General features: G+C 63.6%; 24 protein-coding genes. 6 read left to right on the forward strand and 18 right to left on the reverse strand.

Annotation, left to right across the window (positions count from 1 at the left end; all coding sequences use genetic code 11):
- Positions 1 to 60: 60 nt before the first annotated feature.
- Positions 61 to 1,509 carry an aldehyde dehydrogenase gene (locus DGA31_RS08345; protein ID WP_109512199.1) on the reverse strand — a complete coding sequence of 483 codons (1,449 nt, stop codon included), beginning with the start codon at positions 1,507 to 1,509 and terminating at the stop codon, positions 61 to 63.
- A gap of 88 nt (positions 1,510 to 1,597) precedes the next feature.
- On the reverse strand, positions 1,598 to 2,428 hold the full coding sequence (locus DGA31_RS08350; RefSeq protein ID WP_056841165.1) for a p-hydroxycinnamoyl CoA hydratase/lyase: 831 nt from the start codon (positions 2,426 to 2,428) through the stop codon (positions 1,598 to 1,600).
- A 227-nt stretch (positions 2,429 to 2,655) separates the two neighbouring features.
- Here DGA31_RS08350 and DGA31_RS08355 point away from each other — a divergent pair, with 227 nt between their 5' ends.
- Positions 2,656 to 3,147, forward strand: a complete 492-nt coding sequence (locus DGA31_RS08355) for a MarR family winged helix-turn-helix transcriptional regulator (protein ID WP_109512200.1) — start codon at positions 2,656 to 2,658, stop codon at positions 3,145 to 3,147.
- 204 nt (positions 3,148 to 3,351) lie between these two features.
- Here DGA31_RS08355 and DGA31_RS08360 read toward each other — a convergent pair whose 3' ends face one another.
- Positions 3,352 to 4,665 carry an OprD family porin gene (locus tag DGA31_RS08360; protein ID WP_109512201.1) on the reverse strand — a complete coding sequence of 438 codons (1,314 nt, stop codon included), beginning with the start codon at positions 4,663 to 4,665 and terminating at the stop codon, positions 3,352 to 3,354.
- Positions 4,666 to 4,992: 327 nt separating this feature from the next.
- Between DGA31_RS08360 and mhpT the strand changes: the two genes are divergently transcribed.
- Entirely contained in the window at positions 4,993 to 6,189 is a 1,197-nt protein-coding gene (mhpT, locus tag DGA31_RS08365) for a 3-(3-hydroxy-phenyl)propionate transporter MhpT (RefSeq protein WP_056841162.1), read from the forward strand.
- Between the two features lie 151 nt (positions 6,190 to 6,340).
- Here the strand turns inward: mhpT and DGA31_RS08370 are convergent, their stop codons facing one another.
- The 6 genes from DGA31_RS08370 to exbB all read right to left on the reverse strand — a co-directional run bounded on the left by DGA31_RS08370 (position 6,341) and on the right by exbB (position 13,093).
- Complete coding sequence (locus tag DGA31_RS08370; RefSeq protein ID WP_056841161.1) at positions 6,341 to 7,738, reverse strand: aminoacyl-tRNA deacylase and HDOD domain-containing protein; 1,398 nt, start codon at positions 7,736 to 7,738, stop codon at positions 6,341 to 6,343.
- 85 nt (positions 7,739 to 7,823) lie between these two features.
- Positions 7,824 to 9,899, reverse strand: coding sequence for an ATP-dependent DNA helicase RecG (gene recG, locus DGA31_RS08375; RefSeq protein WP_109512202.1), 2,076 nt, complete (start codon positions 9,897 to 9,899; stop codon positions 7,824 to 7,826).
- Between the two features lie 20 nt (positions 9,900 to 9,919).
- The gene (locus DGA31_RS08380) at positions 9,920 to 10,843 is read right to left on the reverse strand and encodes a hydrogen peroxide-inducible genes activator (RefSeq protein ID WP_109512203.1); all 924 of its coding nucleotides are present in this window, start codon (positions 10,841 to 10,843) and stop codon (positions 9,920 to 9,922) included.
- A gap of 91 nt (positions 10,844 to 10,934) precedes the next feature.
- The gene (locus tag DGA31_RS08385) at positions 10,935 to 11,681 is read right to left on the reverse strand and encodes an energy transducer TonB (RefSeq protein WP_056841158.1); all 747 of its coding nucleotides are present in this window, start codon (positions 11,679 to 11,681) and stop codon (positions 10,935 to 10,937) included.
- Positions 11,678 to 12,103, reverse strand: a complete 426-nt coding sequence (gene exbD, locus DGA31_RS08390) for a TonB system transport protein ExbD (RefSeq protein WP_056841157.1) — start codon at positions 12,101 to 12,103, stop codon at positions 11,678 to 11,680. The genes DGA31_RS08385 and exbD overlap by 4 nt, the downstream gene beginning before the upstream one ends.
- 3 nt (positions 12,104 to 12,106) lie before the next feature.
- Entirely contained in the window at positions 12,107 to 13,093 is a 987-nt protein-coding gene (gene exbB / locus DGA31_RS08395) for a tonB-system energizer ExbB (protein WP_056841507.1), read from the reverse strand.
- A 208-nt stretch (positions 13,094 to 13,301) separates the two neighbouring features.
- Here exbB and DGA31_RS08400 point away from each other — a divergent pair, with 208 nt between their 5' ends.
- Positions 13,302 to 14,153, forward strand: coding sequence for an SDR family oxidoreductase (locus DGA31_RS08400; protein WP_056841156.1), 852 nt, complete (start codon positions 13,302 to 13,304; stop codon positions 14,151 to 14,153).
- Between the two features lie 134 nt (positions 14,154 to 14,287).
- Here the strand turns inward: DGA31_RS08400 and DGA31_RS08405 are convergent, their stop codons facing one another.
- The 6 genes from DGA31_RS08405 to DGA31_RS08430 form a co-directional block, all read right to left on the reverse strand.
- Positions 14,288 to 15,025: a hypothetical protein gene (locus DGA31_RS08405; protein ID WP_056841155.1), complete on the reverse strand. Its 738-nt coding sequence runs from the start codon at positions 15,023 to 15,025 to the stop codon at positions 14,288 to 14,290.
- Between the two features lie 57 nt (positions 15,026 to 15,082).
- Positions 15,083 to 15,463: a RidA family protein gene (locus DGA31_RS08410; RefSeq protein WP_056841154.1), complete on the reverse strand. Its 381-nt coding sequence runs from the start codon at positions 15,461 to 15,463 to the stop codon at positions 15,083 to 15,085.
- Positions 15,464 to 15,487: 24 nt separating this feature from the next.
- Positions 15,488 to 17,593: a bifunctional GTP diphosphokinase/guanosine-3',5'-bis pyrophosphate 3'-pyrophosphohydrolase gene (spoT, locus tag DGA31_RS08415; protein WP_056841153.1), complete on the reverse strand. Its 2,106-nt coding sequence runs from the start codon at positions 17,591 to 17,593 to the stop codon at positions 15,488 to 15,490.
- A gap of 60 nt (positions 17,594 to 17,653) precedes the next feature.
- On the reverse strand, positions 17,654 to 17,917 hold the full coding sequence (gene rpoZ / locus DGA31_RS08420) for a DNA-directed RNA polymerase subunit omega (protein ID WP_045485028.1): 264 nt from the start codon (positions 17,915 to 17,917) through the stop codon (positions 17,654 to 17,656).
- Positions 17,918 to 18,042: 125 nt separating this feature from the next.
- Complete coding sequence (gene gmk / locus DGA31_RS08425; protein WP_109512204.1) at positions 18,043 to 18,663, reverse strand: guanylate kinase; 621 nt, start codon at positions 18,661 to 18,663, stop codon at positions 18,043 to 18,045.
- A gap of 13 nt (positions 18,664 to 18,676) precedes the next feature.
- Positions 18,677 to 19,540 (reverse strand): YicC/YloC family endoribonuclease, encoded by an 864-nt coding sequence (locus DGA31_RS08430; RefSeq protein WP_109512205.1) that lies wholly within the window; start codon positions 19,538 to 19,540, stop codon positions 18,677 to 18,679.
- Between the two features lie 276 nt (positions 19,541 to 19,816).
- Here DGA31_RS08430 and rph point away from each other — a divergent pair, with 276 nt between their 5' ends.
- Complete coding sequence (gene rph, locus DGA31_RS08435) at positions 19,817 to 20,539, forward strand: ribonuclease PH (RefSeq protein ID WP_056841150.1); 723 nt, start codon at positions 19,817 to 19,819, stop codon at positions 20,537 to 20,539.
- 83 nt (positions 20,540 to 20,622) lie between these two features.
- On the opposite strand, the gene DGA31_RS08440 is transcribed toward rph, so the two are convergent.
- Positions 20,623 to 21,402 (reverse strand): exodeoxyribonuclease III, encoded by a 780-nt coding sequence (locus tag DGA31_RS08440; protein WP_056841149.1) that lies wholly within the window; start codon positions 21,400 to 21,402, stop codon positions 20,623 to 20,625.
- Positions 21,403 to 21,482: 80 nt separating this feature from the next.
- Between DGA31_RS08440 and pyrE the strand changes: the two genes are divergently transcribed.
- Positions 21,483 to 22,124, forward strand: coding sequence for an orotate phosphoribosyltransferase (gene pyrE, locus DGA31_RS08445; RefSeq protein ID WP_056841148.1), 642 nt, complete (start codon positions 21,483 to 21,485; stop codon positions 22,122 to 22,124).
- Positions 22,125 to 22,165: 41 nt separating this feature from the next.
- Positions 22,166 to 22,771 carry a DUF4124 domain-containing protein gene (locus DGA31_RS08450; RefSeq protein WP_421957955.1) on the forward strand — a complete coding sequence of 202 codons (606 nt, stop codon included), beginning with the start codon at positions 22,166 to 22,168 and terminating at the stop codon, positions 22,769 to 22,771.
- A 210-nt stretch (positions 22,772 to 22,981) separates the two neighbouring features.
- On the opposite strand, the gene argB is transcribed toward DGA31_RS08450, so the two are convergent.
- The gene (gene argB / locus DGA31_RS08455; RefSeq protein WP_056841147.1) at positions 22,982 to 23,890 is read right to left on the reverse strand and encodes an acetylglutamate kinase; all 909 of its coding nucleotides are present in this window, start codon (positions 23,888 to 23,890) and stop codon (positions 22,982 to 22,984) included.
- Between the two features lie 28 nt (positions 23,891 to 23,918).
- Positions 23,919 to 26,516: a phosphohexomutase domain-containing protein gene (locus DGA31_RS30550; RefSeq protein ID WP_109512206.1), complete on the reverse strand. Its 2,598-nt coding sequence runs from the start codon at positions 26,514 to 26,516 to the stop codon at positions 23,919 to 23,921.
- Positions 26,517 to 26,521 lie beyond the last annotated feature (5 nt).

Raw genomic sequence — 26,521 nt, forward strand, 5'->3', positions numbered from 1 at the left:
TCGCCTTATTGTTGTCAGGGGTAGCCTTTACCGAAGGCCGCCCGGGCTCGGATCGACCGCTTAAATGGGGTAGTGGCGCGGGCCGTTCTGCAGCGTGACCCAGCGCAACTGGGTGAAGAAGTCGATCGAGGCGCTGGCGCCAAAGCTGCCGTAGCCGCTGGACTTGACCCCGCCGAAAGGCATTTGCGCCTCGTCGTGCACGGTCGGGCCGTTGATGTGGCAGATGCCCGATTCGACCCGCTGGGCCAGCGCCAGGGCGCGGCCGGTGTCGCGGCTGAAGATGGCCGACGACAGGCCGAATTCCGAATCGTTGGCCAGGCGCAGCAGGGCTTCATCGCCGTTGGCACGCACCACCACGGCCACCGGGCCGAAGGATTCCTCGCGGTACAGGCGCATCCGGTCGGTCACGTGATCAAGCAGGGTCGGTTGCAGAATGCTGCCTTCACACTGCCCGCCTGCCACCAGGGTGGCGCCGTGGCTGACGGCATCGTCGATCAGGCCCAGAATGCGCTCGCCGGCACGCACGTCGACCAGCGAGCCGAGCACCGAGGCCGGATCGTCCGGGTGACCGGCGTGCAGGGTAGCGATCTTGGCGGTGAGCCTGGCGACGAAGTCATCGGCGACCTTGTCGTCGACGATCAGCCGCTCGGTGGACATGCAGATCTGCCCCTGGTTGAAGTACGCGCCGAAGGCGGCGGCTTCGACGGCGGCATCCAGGTCGGCATCGTCGAGCACGATGAACGGCGCCTTGCCGCCCAGCTCCAGCAATGCCGGCTTCAGGTGGCGCGCCGACAGTTCGCCGACAATGCGCCCGACATGGGTAGAACCGGTGAAGTTGACCCGACGCACGGCCGGGTTGGCGATCAGCCGCTCGACAATGGCCGGGGCGTCGGCCGGGGCATTGCTGATGACATTGACCACGCCGTCGCCCAGGCCGGCTTCATGCAGGATCTGGCCGATCAGGCGGTGCACGGCGGGACTCAGCTCCGAGGCCTTGAGCACCACGGTGTTGCCGCACGCCAGCGGCATGGCGATGGCACGGGTGGCAAGAATCACCGGGGCGTTCCAGGGCGCGATGCCCAGCACCACGCCGCACGGCTGGCGCAGCGCCATGGCGAAGCTGCCGGGCATGTCGGAGGGGATGACCTGCCCGGTGATCTGGGTGGTCATGGAGGCGGCTTCGCGCAGGATATTGGCGGCCAGCTTGACGTTGAAGCCATACCAGTTGGCCATCGCCCCGGTTTCACCGGCAGCGGCAATGAAGCGCGCACTGTTGGCCTGCAATTGTTCGGCAGCCTTGAGCAAGCGCGTGCGCCGCTCGTTGGGCGCCAGCGCCGACCAGGCCGGAAAGGCCGCCTGGGCCGCCGCCACGGCGGCATCGGCGTCTTCGAGGGTGGCGGCGGCCACCGTCGAGACGACTTCGCCGGTCACAGGGTTGCGGCGTTCGAAGGTTCGACCGTCGCCGGCAGGGCGCGATTGCCCGCCGATCAGCAAGGGCACGTCGAGCATGGTGATTCCTCTTTATTGTCTTTATCGGGAATACGGGTAATGCACAGGCGGGTCTGGCGAAGGGCACGCAGCCCCTCGCCCGCCAGGTTCAGCGCTTGTAGGTCTGCAGGCCCGGCTTGATGCTCTTGTCGTCCAGGAACTGCTTCATGCCCTGCTCGCGGCCGCCTTCGGTGTCCAGCAGGCGCGACTGGTCGAGCTTGGCGTACAGGTAGTCTTCGCTCTGCTCCCAGGTCAGTTCACGGCAGCGCTTGAAGCCATGCTTGGCAGCACGCAGCACGACCGGGTTCTTCTCCAGCAGGTTACGCGCCAGCTCGACAGTGGTCTCGCGCAGTTGCGCCAGCGGCACGCTTTCGTTGACCAGGCCCATTTCGGCGGCCTTTTTTCCGCCGAAGGTCTTGCCGGTCATGATGTAGTACAGCGACTGGCGGTGGCCTACGGTGTCAGCCATGGCCTTGCTGACCAGGTTGCCCGGCGGGATGCCCCAGTTGATTTCCGACAGGCCGAAGGTGGCTTCGTCGGCGCAGATCGCCAGGTCGCAGGCCACCAGCGGGCTGAAGCCGCCACCGAAGCACCAGCCGTTGACCATGGCGATGGTCGGCTTGCTGTACATGCGCAGCAGTTTCCATTGCCATTGCGACGCTTCGCGGCGGATCTTCTCTTGCAGGATCTCAGGGCCGGAGTCGGTCTCGCGGAAGTATTCCTTGAGGTCCATGCCCGCCGTCCACGACTCGCCGGCACCGGTCAGCACCAGCACACCCGCGTCGGCGTCCTGCTCCAGGGTTTCCAGCACGTCGATCATTTCCCGGTTCAGGGTCGGGCTCATGGCGTTGCGTTTTTCCGGGCGATTGAGGATGACCCAGGCAATGCCTTCTTCGATCTCGACCTTGACGGTGCTCCAGCGGCCTTCGTAGTTGCTCATGGTGGCTCTCTTGTTCTGTGTGGGGGCTTGTGCGGATGGCCTTTGGGCCGTTGAACAAAAATTAGCCTGAGAAAATAGTTATGTCAATTAACTATTAATCAAATTAACCAGACATTTTCGTGCCCGGCGCAGGTCGGGAAAAATTCGTGGTGAGTGGAGATAGCCATGACGCGGCAATCCCGGCAAACTGCATAGCCTTGTTAACTGACTCAATCAGGACTTGCCTCATGGCCAAGCTTTCCACTGCTGCTCTTCCCCGCGATGCCGTGCCAGGCGATGCCGACGCTCCGCTGCCGCTGGATGCAGCGCTGGACGACCTGATCGGCTATGCCCTGCGCCGGGCGCAGCTCAAGCTGTTCCAGAACCTGATTGCGCAACTGGCGGTGCATGACTTGCGTCCGGCGCAGTTCTCGGCGCTGGCGATCATTGACCACAACCCCGGCCTGATGCAGGCCGACCTGGCCCGGGCACTGGCCATCGAGCCGCCGCAGGTGGTGCCGCTGCTCAACAAGCTCGAGGGCCGGGCGCTGGCGGTGCGGGTGCGCTGCAAGCCGGACAAGCGTTCATACGGGATCTTCCTGAGCAAGACCGGTGAGGCCCTGCTCAAGGAATTGAAGCAGATCGCCGTGCAGAGCGACCTGGACTCCACCGCCGCACTGAACGACACCGAGCGCGAGCAACTGCTGGGGCTGCTGCGCAAGGTTTATCAGAACGCTTGATGCGCGCAAGCCCTCAAAAACAAAATAACTTGTTGATTTTATTGGTTATTGAATTCTGTGTAGGAGCGCGCTTGCCCGCGACTGGGCGCGAAGCGGCCATAAAAATTGATTAAACGCCACAAATTTACGACTGCTGCGCAGCCGGTCGCGGGCAGAGCGCGCTCCTACGGGATTTACGTCATGCCTTGCGATTCATGCTGCACCTCACCAGATCGGCAAGGTGTAGGTCGCCAGGAAGCGTGTCTGGTTTTCATCCCGGAACGCCGCCCCGGTCGGGAAGTCGTTGCGGTAGATGGCCTTGCGCACCACAAAGCCCAACTGCTTGAGCGGACCGCTCTGGATCACATAGCCCAGCTCCATCTGGAACTCGCGCTCCTTGCGGTCATCGGCCTTGAGCGAGGTCAGCTCGATATTGTCGCCACGCACATAACGCAGGCGGCTCTTGAGGCCGGGCACGCCCAGGGCGGCAAAATCGTAATCGTAGATAGCCTGCCAGGTGCGCTCCTTGGCGTTGAGAAAATCCGAGGCCATGGTCAGCTCGCTCATGCCCATCAATTCGGTGCCGGACACATACGGCGTGGCCGTGTCGCCACTGGAGTGCATGTAGCCCACGCCCAGTTTGTGCCCGCCCCAACGGTAGGAAAACAGCCCAGAAACATTGATGTTGTCGACCTTTCCGGCCTTGGCGCTGCCCGCCTCTTCACTAAAGAAGCTGCGCAGGTCGCTGGTCAGCACGCCCTCGCCCACGGGCAGGTTATGCAGCACCGCCAGGGTGCTCTGTCGGTACAGATCGTCCACCTCGGCGTGGTAGACACGCAGGCTCAGGTCCTTGCTGACCTGGTAATCGCCGCCCAGGTAGCTCATGTGCGACGTAGTGGCCGCGCCGTTGAAGCGCCCGTTGGGTGAAGCGATGGTCATGTTCTGGTACGAGGTCGAATCGCGGCGGTTGATGCGATCGATATAGCCGGCATTGAGCGTCAGCCCGTCAATGTCCCTGGAGCTGAGCGTGGTGCCACGAAAGGTTTGCGGCAGCAGGCGTGACGGGCTGGCGAACGCAAACGGCAGAAAGATCGACACGTCGCCGGTCTTTACCGTGGTCTTGGCCCAGCGCAACTTACCGGTCAGGGCCAGGCGCGAGTAATCGTCCGGGGCCCGCTTGTCGCTGGCAGACACCGGCAGCAGCTCGGTGCCGCTGCGGTCCGGCGACGAATCCAGCTTGACCCCCACCAGCGCCCGCGCATCCAGGCCGAAGCCCAGCGCGCCCGGGGTATAACCCGACTCGACATTGAGGATGAACGCCTGGGCCCACTCCCGGGCGGCGGTCTTGGCGCCATTGTCCTTGTAGTCGCGGTCCATGTAGTAGTTGCGCAGCGTCAGGGTGCCGTGGCTGTCGTCCAGCAGTCCCTCGGCCTGTAGCACCGGGCTGCACAGGCCCAGGCCCAGCAAGGTCAGGCAGCAGCCTGGGTGCAACTGAAAAACGGGGCGAATCCCTGCGGTGTTCGAAGGTGTGTCTGGCATGTCCGTTGTCCACTTATTGTTGTTGTTCTTGAGCGCAAGCGTGGGTGCTCCGAGGTCGCCTGCCGGGCAAGAATGGGAAGGCAAGGTCCAGTCGTCAACGGAAAACATCCGATAATCGAACATTAATTTTGTTATCTATTTTTTCTGATTTGTAGCGTTTCTGTTAAGTGCCTGTTTTTACAGGGGCCTGTGGCGTGTGCTTGCCTTCAGCTTGCACTTTGCTTTTTAGTTATCTTTGTTAATCTTATTTTCAGACTTGCCAAGACCCTGCTACCGTGCGGACGTCAGGCTGGCGATCACAACAAAAACAACAAATGAGGTTTATCCATGGACAGTTCACTGCGCCGTCCGGCGCTTACCATCGCGTTGTGTTTTATCGTGGCGCTTATCGAAGGGTTTGACCTGCAGGCGGCCGGCACCGCCGCCGCCGGGTTGCGCCACACCTTTACGCTGGACCCGAAGATGCTCGGCTGGGTGTTCAGCGCCGGGATCATCGGCCTGTTGCCAGGGGCGTTTTTCGGCGGCTGGATCGCCGACCGCATCGGCCGCAAGAAAATCCTGATCGCCGCCGTGCTGTTGTTCGGCGTGTTTTCCCTGGCCACCGCCTACGTCGAGAGCTACGCGGTGCTGTTGCTGGTGCGCTTCATGACCGGCCTGGGGTTGGGCGCCGCCCTGCCCAACCTGATCGCCCTGTGCGCCGAAGCGGTGGGCGAGCAGCGCCGTGGCACGGCGATCAGCATCATGTACGCCGGCGTGCCACTGGGCGGCGCCCTGGCCGCGGTGGTGGCGATGCTGGGCGGCGACCATTGGCAACTGACGTTCATCATTGGCGGCCTGGCCCCCTTGCTGGTGGTGCCGCTGATGCTGGTGTTGCTGCCCGAGTCGACCGTGTTCCGTCAGCAGGCCGACGCCACGGCGCGGGTCTCGACGTCCAAAGCCTTGTTCGGTGAAAGCCGTGCGCCAATCACCCTGGCCTTATGGGTCAGTTACTTCTTCACCCTGACGGTGATGTACATGCTGCTCAACTGGCTGCCGTCGTTATTGATTGGCCAGGGCTTCACCAAACCTGAAGCCGGGCTGGTGCAGATGCTGTTCAACATTGGCGGCGCACTGGGTTCGTTGTCGGGCGGATTGCTGCTGGATCGCTTCAACGGCGTGAAGGTGGTGATCGGCGTGTACCTGGGGCTGCTGGCGTCGCTGGTGGGTGTGGGGTTGTCGGTGGGTATCGTGCCGATGGCAGTGGCCGGTTTCTCGGCAGGCGTGTTCGTGATGGCCGCGCAACTGGTGCTGTACGCAATGGCCCCGCCGTCCTACCCCACCTCGGTGCGCGCCACCGGTGTGGGCGCCGCCGTGGCGATCGGCAGACTGGGTTCGGTGGCCGGCCCCCTGGCCGCCGGACAGATCCTGGCAGCGGGTGCCGGCACCACGGGCGTGTTGCTGGCGACCTCGCCCGGGCTGGTGATCGCCGCGCTGGCGATCATCACCGTGGTGTCACGTCCGGGGCTGGTGGTGCGTACCGCGTAGGACCGGTGACCCTGACCGCTGTTGGAGCGACCACCGGTCGCGAAGGGCCAGCCACCTCACCTTTGGTGCCTGACCGTCAGCCTTCGCGACCGATGGTCGCTCCTACGAGATGAATCCGTGCCCCAACAATGCAGACGCGCGAATGAAACGATCAGTGCGCGAACTGCGAAGCCAGTTCGCGCAGCATGACTTCGGCGTCCAGCACTTTTCTCACGGCTTCATGGGCTTTTTCACGACTCAGGTTCAAGCGCTCGTAAAGCTCGTCCGGAATGGCCTGGGCGGGACCCGAGCCAATGCCGTTCTGACGCAGCAGTTGCACGGCCAGGTACACCAGGTTGGCGTACTCGCAATACTCGCCGGTGTAGTACGGGTCGTGCTGGAAGCGCAGGGCCGTGGCCAGTTCATCCGGCATGTCCCAGGAGCGCATCAGCCAAGCGCCGATCTGCTCACGGCTGATGCCCAGCAAGTGCTGCTCGACAAAGCTGTGGTGCAGGTGCGGATTGACCTCCAGCTGGCGACAGATCAGTGAGAAGTGCGGCGGAAACACGTGGGCCAGCAACAGATAGCCAAAGTTGTGCAGCAGGCCGGCCAGGTAGGTCAGTCCGCCCTCGGGACGCTTGGCACGCGGCATGGCGCGGGTCAGACCTTCAATGACTGCCGCGGTGTAGATCGACTGCTGCCAGTAGGGTGTGGTCTGTTGCGGGTGATCCTTGGGCAGGCTCAAGGTCTTGCCGAGCGCCAGGCCCAAGGCCAGGTTGATCACCAGGTCGAAGCCCAGCACACGCACGATGGCGTCTTCTACCGAGCGGATCTTGCCGGTCGAGGCGTAATACGGCGAGGCTGCCCAGCTGACCACTTGGGCGGCCAAAGCCGGATCGGTCTCGACCACGCCGGTGATGTCGTCGATGGTCGCGTCCGGGTCGACCCGCAGCTTGATGATTTTCTGCGCGGTGCTGGCCAGCGGCGGAATTTCCAGGGTCGCTTCCAGGCGCTGCTGGATGCGCCGTGCGGTGAACGCGTGCACGGCCTGGGTGATTTCCTCGCGGTCATCGTGCGGACGATCAAGGTTGGGCTTGATCTGCGTGAGCACCTGGCCGAAGTGCGCGGCGCTGGCTTTGCTGAGCATGCTCTTGAAATCGTCGCTGGCAATTTCCAGCAACAGGCCCGGCTCGCCCGAACCGACCAGCAGGGTCGGCTCTTGCAGCAAGCGGTCATCGTACAGGCACGGCGAGCTGGTCAGCGCCGGCAAGCCGGGCAGGCTCTGCAGGTTGTGCTTGAGCAGCATGCGCGAGAGGCGCTCGAAGGACACGGCCTTGAGCTCGCGACCGGTCAGTTCGGCGATCCGGTTCAGGTCCAGCAACTGACTTTGCGGGAACAGGATCAACAGAGCACCGACAGCGTCTTCGACCAGGACGGCCTGGACCTTGCGCGCCACCGGCAGCGTCGCGTCATCCGAGACTTCCCGATAGCTGATGGCCAGCTTTTCCAACAACTGCCGGATCACGGAAGGGGCATGGTGAGCATCATTGACGTGGGCTACTTCTGTCATGGTCTGTGTCCATTTCCTACAATCTGCGCAGTATAACCAGCTTCTGCAAATTGGGTTTCGTCAGCTTCGCAAAGCGTTGCCTGGATCACACCTGACCATACTGCTGACCATGACGCAACCATCGTTCCAACAATGGACTGACATGGTGCGGCCAGCGTTCAAGCAAGGCCTGGGCGGCGTCACGCACCGCCGGCAGCAGGTCGGCGTCGCGCATCAGGTCGGCGACCTTGAATTGCAACAGGCCCGTTTGCCGGGTACCGAGCATTTCGCCAGGACCGCGCAGCTCGAGGTCTCTTTCGGCGATCACGAAGCCGTCGTTGGTCTCACGCATGATGCCCAGCCGCTGCCGGCCGATCTGCGACAGCGGCGGATGGTAGAGCAGCACGCAATGGCTGACCGCACTGCCGCGCCCGACCCGACCGCGCAACTGATGCAGTTGCGCCAGGCCCAGGCGCTCGGGGTTCTCGATGATCATCAGGCTGGCGTTGGGCACATCCACCCCCACTTCGATGACCGTGGTCGCCACCAGCAGCTGCAGGGCACCCTGCTTGAACTCGGCCATGATCGCGGCTTTTTCCACCGGCTTCATGCGCCCGTGGATCAGCCCGACGCGCAGTTCGCCCAGCGCCATGCTCAGCTCTTCGAACGAGGTCTCGGCGGCCTTGCAGGTCAGCTCTTCGGATTCTTCGATCAGGGTGCAGACCCAGTAGGCCTGGCGCCCTTCGGCGCAGGCGGCGCGAACCCGTTCGATGACTTCCATGCGCCGGCTGTCGGCCACCAGTACGGTATTGACCGGCGTGCGCCCCGGCGGCAGTTCGTCGAGGATCGAAGTGTCCAGGTCGGCATAGGCGCTCATGGCCAGCGTGCGCGGGATGGGCGTGGCGGTCATGATCAACTGGTGCGGGCTCATGACCCCGCCTACACCTTTGCTGCGCAGCGCCAGGCGCTGCTGCACGCCGAAACGGTGCTGCTCGTCGATGATCGCCAGGGCGAGGTTCTTGAATTTCACCTCTTCCTGAAACAGCGCGTGAGTGCCGACCACCATCCGCGCACCTTCGGCAATCTGCTGCATGGCACTGACCCGTGCCTTGCCCTTGAGCTTGCCGGCCAGCCAGGCGACTTCCACGCCCAGCGGCTCCAGCCAGCGCTGGAAGTTGATGTAATGCTGTTCGGCGAGAATCTCGGTGGGCGCCATCAGCGCCACCTGATAACCGGCTTCGATGGCCTGCAGGGCGGCCAGGGCAGCGACCACGGTCTTGCCGGCGCCAACGTCGCCCTGCACCAGGCGCAACATGGGCGCGTGCTGGCTGAGGTCATGGGCCACTTCCTTGCCGACGCGCTGTTGAGCGCCGGTGGGGGTAAAGCCCAGGTTGGCCAGAAAAAGCCCGGGTAATTGCCTGGCCGGCGGCAAGGCCGGGGCACGCAGGGCACGCTGGCTTTCACGCAAGCGTTGCTGGGACAACTGGTGGGTCAGCAGTTCTTCGAACGCCAGGCGATGCTGGGCCCAGTGGTGACCCAGTGCCAGTTCGTCGACATCGGCATCGGCCGGCGGGTAATGCAAGTAATGAATGGCCTCGTCGAGCGGCGCCAGTTGATAGTCGCGGGCCAGTTCGTCAGGCAGCCAGTCGGGCAGGCTTTTGGGACCGAGCATGGCCAGGCTCTGCTGGCACAGCTGGCGCAGGCGCTGCTGGGTCAGGCCCTCGGTGGTCGGATAGATCGGGGTCAGGGTCTGCTCGACCGGCGGCGGCTCGTCGCCGGTCAGGGCGCGGTATTCGGGGTGATAGATTTCCAGGCCCGAGGCACCGGGCCGCGCTTCGCCAAAGCAGCGCAAGTGCGTGCCGCGCTTGAGGCCGTCTTTCTGGGCATTGCTGAAGTGGTAGAAACGCAGGCTGACCACGCCGCTGCCGTCGCCCAGGCGCACCAGCAGGCTGCGCCGCTTGCCCATGACCACGTCCTGGCCGCTGACCACGCCTTCGATAACCGCATCCTGACCGGGCCGCAACTGGCCGATGGGCACTACGCGGGTGCGGTCCTGGTAGCGCAGCGGCAAGTGAAACAGCACGTCCTGGATATTCTCCAGGCCGACCTTGGCCAGTTTTTCGGCCAGGGCTTCGCCGACGCCCTTGAGGGCAGTGACCGAAACGTGGGAAAGCTCGCTCATGTTGCTCTTGCCGCTCCTGCCTAGCTTGCTTGTGCCTTGGGACGGGCCACCGAACACAGGCGCACGGAATCAGCGAGGATCTCGATTGCCTTGGGCCGCGGGAAACTGGCGCGCCAGGCGATGGCCACGGTACGGAACGGCGCCGGCGGCGTCAGGGGCCGCACCTCGATCACGCCGGGGGCGTAGTGGTGGCTGTCGACTGCCGAGAACGGCAGGATCGACACGCCCAGCCCCGAGGCGACCATATGGCGGATGGTTTCCAGCGAACTGGATTCCACCGTGGTGTGCCTGGCGGCCTCGCTGCCTTTAGTCAGTGTAGGGCACGCTTCAAGAACCTGATCACGGAAACAGTGGCCTTCGCCGAGCAACAGCAGGCTTTTGTCATTCAATGCCGAGGCGTCGATGGTCTGCTTGCGTGTCCAGGGATGGTCGGCCGGCATCAGCACATAGAAGGGCTCGTCGTACAGCGGCAGGGTCAGGACATCGGCTTCGTTGAACGGCAGCGCGATGATGATCGCGTCCAGCTCGCCGTTGCGCAGCTTGTCGCGCAGCACATGGGTGAAGTTTTCTTCGATGTACAACGGCATCTGCGGGGCTACCCGGTGCAGTTGTGGAATCAGGTGCGGGAACAGGTAGGGGCCGACGGTGTAGATGGCTCCGACTTTCAAGGGGGCGGTCAGCTGGTTCTTGCCGGCCTGGGCCAGTTCGCGAATACCCTGGGCCTGCTCCAGAACCTTCTGGGCCTGGGCGACGATGCCCTCGCCGACGGGGGTCAGGCGTACGGCGCTCTTGCTGCGCTCGAAGATCAGCACGCCCAGTTCGTCTTCAAGTTTCTTGACGCCGACCGACAAGGTGGGCTGGCTGACATGGCAGCGCTCGGCGGCATGGCCGAAGTGCTGTTCCTGGGCGAGCGTGACGATATAGCGCAATTCGGTGAGAGTCATAACGTGCGTCCATGTAGTTGCGCCCCAGCATAGCGGCTGCAATCGATAGACGCACGTTATCAGAGGCGCATCGGTGTATCAAAAAACCGATTTACCGTTTATCCAGCGAATACACGAACGGCGCCAGGATTTCGATCGATCCGTTGTTCAACACTTCTGCCGGCGGCTTGGGCACCGGTTGCGCACGACGGATCATTTCCATGGTGGCGCGGTCCAGTGACGGGCTGCCCGAACTGCTGGCAATCGAATACGAAAGCACATTGCCTTCGGCGTCGACCACAAAGCGCAAGCGCGCCACCCCTTGCATGCCTCGACGACGGGCGTCCTCAGGGTATTTCTTGTACTTGGCCAGGTGACGCAGCAGATCACCCTGCCAGCTTGGCAACGCCGTGCTCGGTGGCGATGGCGGGCTTGGCGGTGCCGCAGGCGCGGCGGCCTTCTCGATCTTCGGCGCAGGCGGTGCTTCTACCGGCTTCTCGTCGACAGGCTGTTCCTTGGGCGGCTCAGGCTTCTTCTCGATCGGTTTCTTCGGCTGAGGTTTCGGCTTGGGCTTTTCGACCTTCTTGGGTACGACGATTTCCGGCTTCGGCGCCTCGACAACCTCTGGCATGGGAATCTCTTCCTCAGGCGCAGGCGGGGTCGGCGGCTGCACGACCGCAGGCGGTGGCGGCAGAGGCTCGGGCAGAGGCGGCAGTTCGATCATCATGGCGGGCGGCGGCAATTCGATTGCCTGGGATGCCGGCCAGCGCAGGGCCAGAAGCACCGCGATGGCATGCACGGCCAGCACCAACAACAGACTACCGCTATAGCGCGTCAGTGTTTGGCGCATGGTGATCATTTTTTCCCAACCGTCTCGAGGCCCACCAGTCCGACCTTGAGATAGCCGGCGGCGCGCAGGGTGTTCATGACTTCCATCAGGTCGCCGTAGTCCACGCCCTTGTCGGCCTGGAAGAAGATCGTGGTGTCCTTCTTGCCGTGGGTGCGGGTATCGAGCACCTGGCCGATCTGTTCGCGGGCGACCATGTCGTTGCCCAGGTACAGGTTCTTGTCGGCCTTGACGCTGAGGAAGATCGGCTTCTCCGGCCTGGGCTGTGGTTGCGCCGTGGACGCCGGCAGGTCGACCTTGATGTCCACGGTGGCCAGGGGAGCGGCCACCATGAAGATGATCAACAGGACCAACATGACGTCGATGAACGGCGTGACGTTGATTTCGTGGTTCTCGGCGAGATCGTCGCCGCCTTCGTTAAGATGCAGGCCCACGTTTTAGCCCACCTTGCCCAGATGCGGATGTTGTTGGCTGCGCTCGGTCGGCTCTGGCAGGTGGTCCAGGTCGCGGCTGACCAGCAGCAGGACCTGCGCCGAGGCGTCGGACACCTGGGCCTTGTAGCCGGCGATGGAGCGGGCGAACACGTTGTAGATCACCACCGCCGGAATCGCGGCAACCAGGCCCAGGGCCGTGGCCAGCAGGGCTTCGGCGATGCCGGGGGCGACCACGGCCAGGTTGGTGGTCTGGGTCTTGGCGATGCCGATGAAGCTGTTCATGATGCCCCACACGGTGCCGAACAGGCCGACGAAGGGGGCGGTGGAACCGATGGTGGCCAGCACGCCGGTGCCGATGCTCATGGTCCGGCCGCAATTGGCGACCAGGCGCTCCAGGCGGAAGCTGACACGCTCCTTGATGCCTTCGCGCTCACGGCTGTTGGCCGACAGGCGCATTTCTTCCAGCGCATCGTGCACCAGCAGGTGCGCCAGGGTGCCTTCCTTGCCGTTGCTGGCACTGGCTTCGTTCAGGGTGCGGGCCTTTTTCAGGCTGGCGATTTCAGTGCGCAGGCGGCGCTTGGCGCCCAGCAGCTCGAAACCCTTGGCGATCCAGATGGTCCAGGTAATGATCGAGGCAATCGCCAGGCCGATCATGACCGCTTTGACCACGATGTCGGCGTTCTGGTACATGCCCCAGGGCGACAGGTCATGGGACGACATGCCCAGGCTGTTCTCGCCGGCCAGTGCATCGGCATCGGCGGCGTCGGCATTGACCGGCGCGGCTGGCGCAGTCGGTGCGGCAACAGCAGGGGCCGGGGCCGTTGCAGCGGAGGCAGCAGCCGGAGCGGCGGCATTGGTCGAGGCCGGTGGTGCCTGGTCGGCGAACGCCGGGGCGAGCATCAGGCTCAGCACGATGGCGGCAACAGCGCGCCAGGCGCGTGTCAGGCTGGGAAGCGTGGTTGGCGAGGCGGGTGTTGGATTGCGAGTCATGCTGGCCGGACCTGAAGTGTAGATGTAAGGACATTTGCGTCGTCGCATGGGCGCCGGACGCAGGTGCTTGAACAAACGGCTGCCATTATTGCAAATCGTTCTTGTTAACTAAAGTAATAATGTATCTTTCTGCGAAGAAATTGCGTTTAAACGGTAAAGTCCCGGTAAAGATGATGGCTTTTGATTTCGTTCCATGAGGAGAGACGCAATGCCCGCCCCTTCGCTACTGATCGCCGGTTGCGGTGACATCGGCTCGCGCCTGGCCCTGCAACTGCTCCCTTCGGGTTGGCAGGTGCACGGCTTGCGACGCGATATTGCTGCCTTGCCGGCAGGCGTCACCGGCATCGCCGGCGATCTGTTCGACCCGCAACGGCCAATGAATTGGCCGACCGGCGGCATCGATTACCTGGTGTACTGCGCCACCCCCACCGAACGTGATGAAGCGGGCTATCGGCGCGCCTATGTCGAGGGGCTTGAACACGCGCTCGGCTGGTTGCGCGCGTCCGGACAGTCGCCGCGCCGGGTCATTTTCGTCTCCAGCAGCAGTGTCTATGGTCAGCAGCAGGGCGAATGGGTCGATGAAACCTCGGCCACCGAGGCCACCGGCTTTTCCGGCCAGGTGCTGCTGGAGGCTGAACGGGTAGCGCTCGACAGTGGCTGGCCGGCCAGCGTGGTGCGCCTGACCGGGATCTATGGTCCGGGCCGCAGCGACCTGTCGAACCGGGTACGCCAGGGCTATAGCGTGGCGATCGACCCGCCGGTGTACGGCAATCGCATTCATGCCGACGATGCCGCCGGCCTGCTGGCCTATCTGCTCAAGGCCGATGCCGAAGGCGTAAAGCTGCAGGACTGCTATCTGGGGGTCGATGACGCGCCGGTGCCGCTGGCGGAGGTGGTGGCCTGGATGCGCGAATACCTGGGGGTGACCGAGTGGGCCGAGCAGGCGACCCTGCGCCGCGCCGGCAGCAAGCGCTGCAGCAACGCCCGCGCCCGCGCCCTGGGCTGGGTACCGCGTTACGCGGACTACAAGGCGGGGTATGCAGCGCTGCTGCGCCCGTAGGAGCGTGCTTGCCGGAATGCCGGACCACCGCGACCGAGTGCGTAGCGCTCGCAGAAATTGATTAAACACCGCTATTTTTACGACTGCTACGCAGCCGGTCGCGGGCAAGCGCGCTCCTACAAAGGTGGCGTGGGTTACTGCTTTTCGAGCACCCAGCGGCTCTGGCCCGGACGCAGCTGGGGCATTTCGTCGGCGCCGGCGGTGTTGAGCGCCTGGAAGATTTCCAGTCGTTTGCCATTGCGCACGAAGATCCACGGCGCGCCCTGCTCGGCCCGCTCCAGCCACATGCTGTCGTATTCGCCGCTCATGGCCGCACAATCGCCTGCCAGGCACAGCGCGTAGCGGTCGTTGTCACCCAGGCCCTGCACGGCGCCGTCAGGCATGAACTGCACGGTCGATCCCTGGCCTTCGCCACTGACAATGGTCCACTTGCCGCCCATGAAGGCGCCGTACAACGCATTTTCGAAGCTGCTGCCTGGAGGTGCATCGGCAGGCATCGCCGCCTTGGGCTTGACGAAGTGCTGCTCGGGGCCCGACTCGTTGGCGGCCTGGATCAGTTCGCCGTCGTCCACGCGCAGGTCTTCGACGAAATTGCCATAGAAGTCGATGCGCAGCTTGCCGTCGGCGGCGCTGGTGATCTTGCCTTCACCCAGCTCGAAACCATTGGAGTAAGAGGCCTGGCCGGCCTTGGTGTTGACTTGCCATTCCAGGTTGGGACCGTTGGCCAGCAGGGCCTGGCGCAGATTGCCATCCCTGACGGCGGCATCGATGGCGGTCTGGTTGATCCAGGTCCCGTCGGGGTTACGATCGACGTGGCTGGCACAACCGGTAACGAGTGCGGCCAACAGCGAGAGGGCGAGCGCACGGCGCATAGCAGAATCCTTCCTTAACGGGGTGGGCGCAGCATCAGGGGCTGCGCCCGGGGAGGTTTATTCGATGACCAGGATAGCGTCCATCTCGACCTGCGAGCCACGCGGCAACGCGGCCACGCCGATGGCGGCACGGGCCGGGTAAGGCTGCTGGAAGTAGGTGCCCATGATCTCGTTGACCTTGGCGAAGTGGCCAAGATCGGTGAGGAAGATGTTCAGCTTGACGATGTCCTTGAACGAACCGCCTGCCGCTTCGGCCACCGACTTGAGGTTTTCGAACACCTGGGTGATCTGCGCCTCGATACCGTCGACCAGCTCCATGGTCTTGGGATCCAGCGGGATCTGCCCGGACATGTAGACAGTGTTGCCTGCCTTGATGGCCTGGGAATAGGTGCCGATGGCGGCAGGGGCCTTGTCGCTGGTGATGACGGTCTTGGTCATGAGAACTCCTTGAGGGGGCTTTGGCTAGGCACGCATGCGCGTGATACGGGTCACGCCCGGCAATGCACGCAGCTTCTTGATGACGCGGGCCAGGTGCACGCGGTCGTGGACACTGACCACCAGTTGGACCACGCTGATACGACCATCGCGTTCGTCCATGCTGATTTTCTCGATATTGCCATCGGCGGCGTTGACGCTGCTGGCCAGCAGCGCGATCAGGCCGCGCTGGTGCTCGAGCTCGACGCGCAGCTCGACATTGAATTCGCCCGTCACATCCTTGGCCCAGGACAATTGCAGGCACTTTTCCGGATTGTGGCGGATTTCACTGATGTTACGGCAGTTCTCCAGGTGCACGACCATGCCCTTGCCGGCCGACAGGTGGCCGACGATCGGGTCGCCCGGAATCGGCGTGCAGCACTTGGCATAACTGAGCACCAGGCCCTCGGTGCCGCGAATGGCCAGCGGACCTTCGGCGTTAGGCAACTGCTCGCCGTCGCCCAGCAGGCGGCGTGCCACGACATAGGCCATGCGGTTGCCCAGGCCGATGTCTTCGAGCAGGTCTTCGAGCACCTGTGCCCGGTATTCGGTCAGCGCGGCCTGGATGCGCTCGGTGGCGATCTTGTCCAGGCTGGTCTCGAAGCCGTTGAGCACCTTGTTGAGCAGGCGCTCGCCCAGGCTGATGGATTCGGAGCGGCGCTGCAGCTTCAGGGCGTGGCGAATGTGCGTGCGCGCCTTGCCGGTGACGACAAAGTTGAGCCAGGCAGGGTTCGGTCGTGCGCCCGGCGCACTGACGATCTCGACGGTCGAACCGCTTTGCAGCGGCTCGGACAGCGGCGCCAGGCGGCGGTTGATGCGGCAGGCGATGCAGCTGTTGCCCACATCGGTATGCACGGCATAAGCGAAGTCCACGGCCGTGGAGCCCTTGGGCAGCTCCATGATCCGGCCCTTGGGCGTGAAGACGTAGACCTCGTCCGGAAACAGGTCGATCTTGACGCTTTCGATGAACTCCAGCGAGTTGCCGGCGCGCTGCTGCATTTCCAGCACGCCCTTGACCCATTGCCGGGCGCGGGCATGCGAGCCCTTGGGCTGCTCGTCGTCGCTGGACTTGTACAGCCAGTGCGCGGCGATGCCGTTGTTGGCCATCTCTTCCATTTCATGGGTACGAATCTGGATTTCGATGGGCACCCCGTGCATGCCGAACAGCGTGGTGTGCAGCGACTGGTAGCCGTTGGCCTTGGGGATGGCGATGTAGTCCTTGAAGCGCCCCGGCAGCGGCTTGTACAGGTTGTGCACCGCGCCCAGCACCCGGTAGCAGGTGTCAACCTTGTCGACGATGATGCGGAACGCGTACACGTCCATGATCTCGTTGAAGGCGCGGCGCTTGCCGCGCATCTTCTTGTAGATGCCATAGAGGTGCTTCTGCCGCCCGCTGACATCGCCGGCGATGCCGTCCACAGCCAGGCAGTGGCTCAGCGATTCTTCGATCTTGTTGACCAGTTCCTTGCGGTTGCCACGGGCACGCTTGACGGCCTGGCCGATGCGCGAGGAGCGCATGGGGTACATGGCCTTGAAACCCAGGTCCTCGAATTCGATCCGCACACTGTGCATCCCCAGGCGATTGGCGATGGGGGCGTAGATTTCGAGGGTTTCCTTGGCGATGCGCCGGCGTTTTTCACCGGACAGCACTTCAAGGGTGCGCATGTTGTGCAGGCGGTCGGCCAGCTTGACCAGGATCACGCGAATGTCGCGGGCCATGGCCATGGCCATTTTCTGGAAGTTTTCAGCCTGCGCTTCGGCCTTGGTCTCGAAGTTCATCTGGGTCAGCTTGCTGACCCCGTCGACCAGGTCGGCCACGGTTTCGCCGAACTGCGCGCTGAGGGCTTCCTTGGCGATGCCGGTGTCCTCGATCACGTCATGCAGCATCGCGGCCATCAGGCTCTGATGGTCCATGTGCATGTCAGCGAGGATACTGGCAACCGCCAGGGGATGGGTGACGTAGGCTTCGCCACTGCGCCGGCGCTGGCCGTCGTGGGCTTGCTCGGCGTAGAAATACGCCCGGCGGACCAGGTTGACCTGATCCTTGCCGAGGTAGGCTGAGAGGCGTTCGGCGAGGGCGTCTATGCTCGGCAAAGCGCTACCTCCTGCCGATGGCCCCTGCGCTGCGCCGCACTACGTCGACCCGGCATAGGCTTATACGGCCTCGCTGGACTCGTCCTCGAACGCGGCAAACAACGGTTCGTCTTCGACGATTTCAGCTTCGGCGATCACGGCGTTGTCGATCAGGCCGGCGGCGATTTCACGCAGGGCCAGAACGGTAGGCTTGTCATTTTCCCAGGCCAGCTTGGGTTCCTTGCCGCCGGTGGCGAGCTGACGCGAACGCTTGGTGGCGAGCATGACCAGCTCGAAGCGGTTATCGACGTGTTCCAGGCAGTCTTCAACAGTCACGCGGGCCATGGTATTCCTCGTAGCAAATGCGTATGCGCGTTGCCCGGATGGGCGAGCGGACTTGGTAGTGTACTAGCGGGGAGTGGCAAGCTTCAAGCGCCAAGCCATCGGCGGTGCCGATCCCGGCGCTCGGTTCAGCTCAGCAACTGGCTCAGCAGGACCCGGTGTTGCTGCTGTTGATGTGTCTGGGTCAGGCGATTGGCACGGAAGATGGCCTTGAGGTCTTCCAGGGCCTGGGCGAAGTGATCGTTGATGATCAGGTAATCGTAGGCGGCAAAATGACTCATTTCGCTGACCGCCTCGCGCATCCGGCCCTCGATGATCTCGTCGCTGTCCTGGCCACGATTGTTCAAGCGCTGGCGCAGCGCCTCCTGGCTGGGCGGCAGGATGAAGATCGAGCGCGCATCGGGCATCAGGTTGCGCACCTGCTCGGCCCCTTGCCAGTCGATTTCCAGGATCAGGTCGTGACCCTCATCGAGAATCTGTTGCAGGCTGCTCTGCGAGGTGCCGTACAGGTTGCCGAACACTTCGGCCTGCTCGAGAAAGTCGCCCTGCTCGATCATGGCCAGAAAGTCGGCGCGCTCGACGAAGTGATAGTTCACCCCGTTCACTTCGCCCGGGCGCATGGCGCGGGTGGTGTGCGAGACGGACAGACGAATCTGTGGCTGATCCTTGATCAGGGCCGAAACCAGGCTGGTCTTGCCGGCGCCGGAAGGCGCGGAAACGATGTAAAGGGTGCCGGTGCTATGGGTCATGGGGGCTTGGGCCTTACTCAATGTTCTGCACTTGTTCGCGCATCTGTTCGATCAACACTTTGAGGTTGACCGCCGCCTGGGTACTGCGTGGATCGAAAGCCTTGGAGCCCAGGGTATTGGCCTCGCGGTTGAGTTCCTGCATCAGGAAATCCAGGCGTCGCCCGGCCTGGCCGCCGGCCTTGAGCACCCGGCGCACCTCGGTGACGTGGGTGCTCAGGCGATCGAGCTCTTCGGCGACATCGCTCTTTTGTGCCAGCAGGACCAGTTCCTGTTCCAGGCGCTGCGGGTCCAGCTCGGCTTTCATGTCGGTGAAGCGGTCAAGAATCTTCTGGCGCTGGGCGGCCAGCATGTGCGGCACCAGGGCGCGCAGGGTGGTGACTTCCAGGGCAATGGCGTCCAGCCGCTCGTTGAGCAACGCTGCCAGGCCTGCACCTTCGCGGCCGCGACCGGTCTTGAGTTCGTCCAGGCCCTGGTTGAACAGCGCCAGGGCTTCGTTGTTCAGCGCCTGCGGGTCGCTGGCATCGGCCACCAGCACGCCCGGCCAGGCGAGCACCTCAAGCGGGTTGAGCGGCGCAGGCTGCTGGATCAGGCTGGCAACCTGTTCGGCGGCAGCGACCAGTTGCGCGGCGCGCTCGCGGTCGACCTGCAACGGCTTGCCGGCGCTTTCCTCGGCGAAGCGCAGGGTGCACTCGACCTTGCCGCGTGACAGGCCCTGGCGCAGGGCTTCACGAATGGCGCTTTCCAGGTCACGGAAGGCATCGGGCAGGCGCAGGTGCGGCTCAAGGTAACGGTGGTTGACCGAGCGCAGTTCCCAGCTCAGGGTGCCCTGGGCACCGGCCCGTTCGACGCGGGCAAAGGCGGTCATGCTGTGCACCATGGGGTGTACCTCCTGATTCGTGAGTCCTGGGCAAGGGTGGGTCCGGGCGGACGACGTGCGACAGGCTGCAAAGGCGCAGGATTGTAACCCAGTGCGTGGCCGGCTCCCAAACCGCTGATGCGCCGGCCCCTGCCCGGCTGTCGACACCGCCCGGCAAGGCCTGCGGCAGAGCCCTTGTGTCGGCTGAAACGGCCCGGCGGACTTTTAGATGTGCCCAGCGCCGGCCATGGGCTTTATACTCCCGGCAGTTTTCCGTCCCTGTACAGGTATTGCCAGATGAAACGTCCAAGTGGTCGCGCTGCCGATCAGCTGCGCCCGATCCGTATCACCCGCAACTACACCAAACATGCCGAAGGCTCTGTGCTGGTCGAGTTCGGTGACACCAAGGTCATCTGCACGGTCAGCGTCGAAAACGGCGTCCCGCGCTTTCTCAAGGGACAGGGCCAGGGCTGGTTGACCGCCGAGTACGGCATGCTGCCGCGCTCGACCGGCGAGCGTAACCAGCGTGAGGCCAGCCGTGGCAAGCAGGGCGGCCGCACCCTGGAAATCCAGCGCCTGATCGGCCGCTCGCTGCGCGCGGCACTGGACATGTCCAAGCTGGGCGACATCACCCTGTACGTCGATTGCGACGTGATCCAGGCCGATGGCGGCACCCGCACCGCCTCGATCACCGGTTCCATGGTGGCGCTGATCGATGCCCTGAAACTGATCAAGAAGCGCGGCGGCCTGAAAGCCGGCGATCCGCTCAAGCAGATGGTCGGCGCCGTGTCGGTGGGTATCTACAAGGGCGAGCCGGTCCTGGACCTGGACTACCTCGAGGACTCTGCGGCCGAGACCGACCTGAACCTGGTCATGACCAGCGCCGGCGGTTTCATCGAGATCCAGGGCACCGCCGAAGGCGCGCCGTTCCAGCCTGAAGAGCTCACCGCCATGCTGGAACTGGGCCGCAAGGGCATGGACGAGATCTTCGAGCTGCAGCGCGCGGCGCTGGCGGACTGATTGCCCGCGTGAGACCTACAATTTGCGGGTAATAAAAAGCCGACATCATGTCGGCTTTTTGTCGAATGGACATTGACCCGTGGTCAGATGGTCAGTGTCCAGTCGTAGTCCACGATCAGCGGCGCGTGCTGCGAGAAACGCGGCTGGCGCGGCAGGCGTGCGCTACGCACGAAGCGGCGCAGGCCCGGCGTCAGGATCTGGTAGTCGAAGCGCCAGCCCAGGTTGAGCATCTCGGCCTGTTCGCTGTCCGGCCACCAGCTGTACTGGTCGCCTTCGCGATTGACTTCGCGCAGGGCGTCCACATAACCCATGTTGCCGACGATCTCGTCCATCCAGGCACGCTCAGGCGCCAGGAAGCCCGGCGACTGCTGGCTGTCGCGCCAGTTCTTGATGTCGAGCTTCTGCTGCGCGACATACAGCGAACCGCAATAGATGTATTCGCGACGCTTGCGGCGTTGCTTGTCCAGGTACTTGCCGAAGTCGTCCATGAGCTTGAACTTCTGGTTCAGGTCTTCGTCGCCGTTCATGCCCGAAGGCATCAACAGGCTGGCAATACTGACTTTGTCGAAATCGGCCTGCAGGTAACGCCCGTAGCGGTCGGCTGTTTCGAAGCCCAGGCCGCTGATTACCGCCTTTGGTTGCAAACGCGAGTAAAGCGCCACACCGCCCTGGGCGGGTACTTCGGCTTCGCACGCGTAAAGGAAGTAGCCATCCAGCTGGTAGGCTGGATCATCCAGTTCAAAGGTGGAGGCGCGGGTGTCCTGTAGACAGATGACGTCGGCATTCTGGGCTTGCAGCCAGCTGAGCAAACCACGCTCGACTGCAGCCTGAATGCCATTTACGTTCACACTGATGATCCGCATAAATGGCCCCAAAAATCACGTGCGTGTATGATACCCGAGGTCAAGTCAATTAGCTAAATCCATGCTTTCGAGGCTTTTTCATGCAGGCGTACCAACGCGATTTCATTCGTTTTGCCATTGATCGCGGCGTATTGCGCTTCGGTGAGTTCACCCTCAAGTCCGGGCGTACCAGCCCTTACTTCTTCAATGCCGGCCTGTTCAACAGCGGCTCAGCCCTGTCGCGGCTCGGGCGTTACTACGCGGCTGCCGTGGTCGACAGCGGCCTGGCCTTCGACGTGCTGTTCGGCCCGGCCTACAAGGGCATTCCGCTGGCCGCCGCTACGGCCGTGGCACTGGCCGAGCACCATGACCGCGACCTGCCGTGGTGCTTCAACCGCAAGGAAGCCAAGGATCACGGCGAAGGTGGCAGCCTGGTAGGCGCGCCCCTGGCCGGCAATGTGCTGATCATCGACGACGTGATCACCGCTGGCACCGCCATCCGTGAAGTCATGCAGATCATCCAGGCCCAGCAGGCCACGGCGGCCGGCGTATTGATCGCTCTCAACCGCCAGGAGCGCGGCAACGGCGAGCTGTCGGCGATCCAGGAAGTGGAACGTGACTTCGGCATCCCGGTGGTCAGCATCGTCTCGTTGAACCAGGTCCTGGAGTTTCTGGCCGACGATCCGCAGCTCAAGCAGTACCTGCCGGCCGTCGAGGACTACCGGGCGCAGTTCGGGATTTAAGGAGGCCTATGGCCGGGGCCTGGCAACTGCAAGCGCGACCGATGCGCCAGGCTCGTCTGGGTGCGGCAGGCCTGCTGCTATGGCTTGGCGCTTCGCTCCAGGGGCCTGCCCTGGCCGCCGAGCCGCCCGAAATCCTGCTCTACCGCTACGTCGACAGCCGTGGCGTCATCGTGATGGACCGCCAGGGCGTCCCGTCCGAGTACATCGGCAAGGGCTATCAGGTTCTCAATGCCCGTGGCCGCGTGGTGCAGATCGTGCCGCCGGCCCCCACCGCCCAGGAAATCCGCCAGGCCGAAGCCACCAGGGCCCAGGCCAGTGCCGATGCGCAGCTGTTGCAGCAATACAGCAGCCTGGATGACGTGGACCGCGCCAGGGTACGCCGGCTGGCCGAGCTCGATGCACTGATCGGCGTGGCCCAGGGCAATATCCAGGGGCTGTCTGCCCAGCAGGCCAGTTTGCAGGGCCAGGCGGCCGACCACGAGCGCGCCGGGCGCCCGGTGCCACAAACGCTGCTCGACCAACTCAAGGACCTGCGCACCCGACAACAGGCACTGCAGGCCGGCATCCTGCGCTACCAGCAGAGCCGGCAAGAGGCCGAAGCCGCGTTTGCCGTGGACCGGGCGCGGGTGCAGAAGCTGCTGCAGTAGGCGCGCTTGCCGGAATGCCGGACCACCGCGACCGAGTGCGTTAGCAGTCGTAAAATTTCAGCGTTTCCAGGATTTCTGCGAGCGCTACGCACTCGATCGCCGGCAAGCCGCCTCCCATCAGGTCCCCTGCTTGGCGCGGCGCCAAGGCGACGCACCCACAAAAAAAAGCCCCGCCGGCTTGCGCAGGCGGGGCTTTCGGACCCTCGACCGTCAGCCGCGAGGCTTGCGGTTGGTGATCAGGGTGCCGACGCCGCTGTCGGTGAAGATCTCCAGCAGCACCGCATTAGGCACACGGCCGTCGATGATGTGCGAGCTGTGCACCCCGCCTTGCACCGCTTCGAGTGCGCAACGGATCTTGGGCAGCATGCCGCCGTAGATGGTGCCGTCGGCGATCAGGCTGTCGACCTGTTCGGTGGTCAGGCCGGTCAGCACGTGACCCTGCTTGTCCATCAGGCCGGCAATGTTGGTCAGCAGCATCAGTTTCTCGGCCTTGAGCGCCTCGGCCACCTTGCCGGCCACCAGGTCGGCGTTGATGTTGTACGACTCACCTTCAGGACCGACGCCGATCGGTGCAATCACCGGAATGAAGTCACCCTTGACCAGCATGTTGAGCAGGTCGGTGTTGACCCCGACCACCTCGCCCACATGACCGATGTCGATGATCTCGGGCTTGGTCATTTCCGGGGTCTGGCGGGTCACGGTGAGCTTTTTCGCACGAATCAGCTCGGCGTCCTTGCCGGTCAGGCCGATGGCGCTGCCGCCATGACGGTTGATCAGGTTGACGATGTCCTTGTTGACCTGGCCGCCCAGCACCATTTCCACCACATCCATGGTCTGGGCGTCGGTGACGCGCATGCCATCGATGAAGTGGCTTTCGATGGACAGGCGCTTGAGCAGGTCACCGATCTGCGGCCCGCCGCCGTGCACCACCACCGGGTTGATGCCAACCGCCTTCATCAACACGATGTCGCGGGCAAAGCCGGTCTTGAGCTCTTCACTCTCCATGGCGTTGCCGCCGTACTTGATGACCAGTGTCTTGCCGACGAAGCGGCGGATGTACGGCAGTGCTTCGGACAATACCTTGGCAACGTTGGTGGCGGCATCACGATCGAGGGTCATTCGGGGCTCCTGTCAAAGGTCAAAACAATCAGAACGGCAGTTCGAGGTCCGGCGCAACTTTCTTGAGCTCGGTGTGGAAGACGCCCTGGATGCGCTGCAATTCAGCTTCGGTCTCGGCTTCGAAGCGCAGCACCAGCACCGGCGTGGTGTTGGACGCACGCACCAGGCCCCAGCCTTGCGGGTAGTCGACCCGCACGCCATCGATGCTGGTCAGCTGTGCATCGCCCCATTGAGCGTCCTTTTCAAGGGCTTCAATGATGCTGAACTTGGTGACGTCGGTCACCTTGATATTGATTTCCGGGGTGGAAATGTCCTCGGGGAACGAGGCGAACAGCGTTTCGGCGTCTTCGGCCTTCTGGCTGAGAATTTCCAGCAGGCGCGCGGCACTGTAGATACCGTCGTCGAAGCCGAACCAGCGCTCCTTGAAGAAGATGTGCCCGCTCATTTCGCCAGCCAGCAGGGCACCGCTCTTTTTCATCTGCTTCTTGATCAGCGAGTGACCAGTCTTCCACATCACCGGGCGACCACCATGCGCTTCGATCAGCGGGGTCAGGCGACGGGTGCATTTGACGTCGAAGATGATTTCAGCGCCCGGATTGCGCTCCAGCACGTCCAGCGCAAACAGCATCAACAAGCGGTCGGGATAGACCACGTTGCCCTCGTTGGTCACCACACCCACGCGGTCGCCGTCACCATCAAAGGCCAGGCCCAGGTCGGCACCGGTTTCCTTGACCTTGGCGATCAGGTCCTGCAGGTTTTCCAGCTTGCCCGGGTCCGGGTGGTGGTTGGGGAAATTGCCGTCGACTTCGGCGAACAGCGAGATCACCTCGCAGCCCAGCGCCTCGATCAATTGCGGAGCGATCACGCCGGCCGCACCGTTGCCGCAGTCGACCACGACCTTGAGCTTGCGGGCCAGCTTGATGTCGTTCTTGATGTACTTGAAATAGCCGTCGAGGATGTCGACCTGGGTGATGCTGCCTTGCCCGGTCGGCAGGTCATTGCTGCGAATGCGCTGCAACAGGGCCTGGATCTGCTCGTTGGCCAGGGTGTCGCCGGCGATCACGATCTTGAAGCCGTTGTAGTCCTTGGGGTTGTGGCTGCCGGTCAGCATCACACCGGTCTTGCCGGCCAGCACGTTGGCGGCGTAATACAGGGCCGGCGTCGGCACCAGGCCAACGTCGCTGACGTGGCAACCGCTGTCGTACAGGCCCTTGATCAGTTGCTGCGCAAGCTCAGGCCCCGACAGGCGACCGTCGCGGCCGACGCTGACGTTGGGTTCGTTTTCGGCCAGGCTCTGGGCGCCGATGGCGCGGCCGATCCAGTAGGCGGTTTCAGCGTGAAGAGTGTCACCGACCACGCCGCGGATGTCATAGGCGCGAAAAATGGTGTCAGGTAGCTGGGGTGCCACGGATGCTGGGCTGTTCATTGGGGGGGAGAGCTCCGATCTCAGGAAGTTCTGGTTGTCGTCGAGAATGTCGATATCGAGAATATCGGTATCCTGGAACAGCGGATCGCGCAGGTCATCGTCAGGGACGGTGGACGGTGGCGATACTGCAACGCTGCCTTCAGTGATGCCGGGTGCGGGGCCGGTCTTGTCGCTGCGCACCGTGCCGGGCACGCCGGTATGCGGGCCGCGCAGCGAAAAACGGGCGAGGGCCTGAGCCAGGCCTTCAAGGGCAGGCAGGCTCAGACCGAATGATTTGACGGTTTTTCCGCCAGAGAGTTCTTGCAGCAGTTGATCGAGCTGCCGGGCATCGGCGCTGATGCGGCGTTGCAGGGCGCGCTCATTGAGGTACAGGCCCAGCACGATGCCAACCAGCGCCAGCAGGGCCGCCAGCGCCAACAGCAGCCAGGGCGGCGAGCCTTGCAGGGCCGGACCCGGGGCGAACTGCAATTGCCAGCCGGGGTAGCCGGTGTCAAAGCTTGCGGCCTGATCGCCATTGGCCTGGCCGCGCTGGACAAAGACCTGACGCGGCCCGTTGCCGAACTGCTGGCTGAGCGTGACCTGGCCGGCCTCGGCGGGTATCGGCGGCAAGGCACCGAGCAGGCGCTGGATATCAAAGGCCAGCAGCAGCGTGCCGCCGGGCGGATTGCCTGGGGCATCACGTACGACAGCGGCGCTGTAGATCACCCAGCGCTCGCCGACCTGGCGCGCCTCGGGCGCCGGTGGCTGGCCCTGAATGGTCTTGTTGAGCATGTCCAGGGTGGAAAAGCTCACCGGCACCGGTGCTTGCTCATCGGTATCGGCCAGCCCCCTGGGGTTGATCCGTGCACCGACCAGGCCGTCCCAGTAGAGAAACTGTGCCTGCGCCGCTTTCAGGGCCAGCGGATCGCTGCCATGTACCAGCCGGGCAATCGCCGGATTACTGGCCGCCGCGCGGGTGTCGGCATCGATCTGGCGCAACGCCAGGTTGATCGCTGCGGCCTGGCTGTTGCCCCAGGCCTGCACCTGTTGCTGATAGTGCTGCGGGTTGCCGGACAGACCGATGCCCACCAGCAGTGCAGCGGCACCCAGGCCGATCAGCGCCGGAACCAGGCCGGGCAGCAGGGCGTGCAGACCCGTCGAAGCCGGCGCCGGGCGGTGTGCTGCTGACTGCGTGGCGGTGCTGAGCTGACTGCCTTTCACCCGAC

It is taken from the genome of Pseudomonas ovata (assembly GCF_003131185.1).
GTDB classification, from domain to species: domain Bacteria; phylum Pseudomonadota; class Gammaproteobacteria; order Pseudomonadales; family Pseudomonadaceae; genus Aquipseudomonas; species Aquipseudomonas ovata.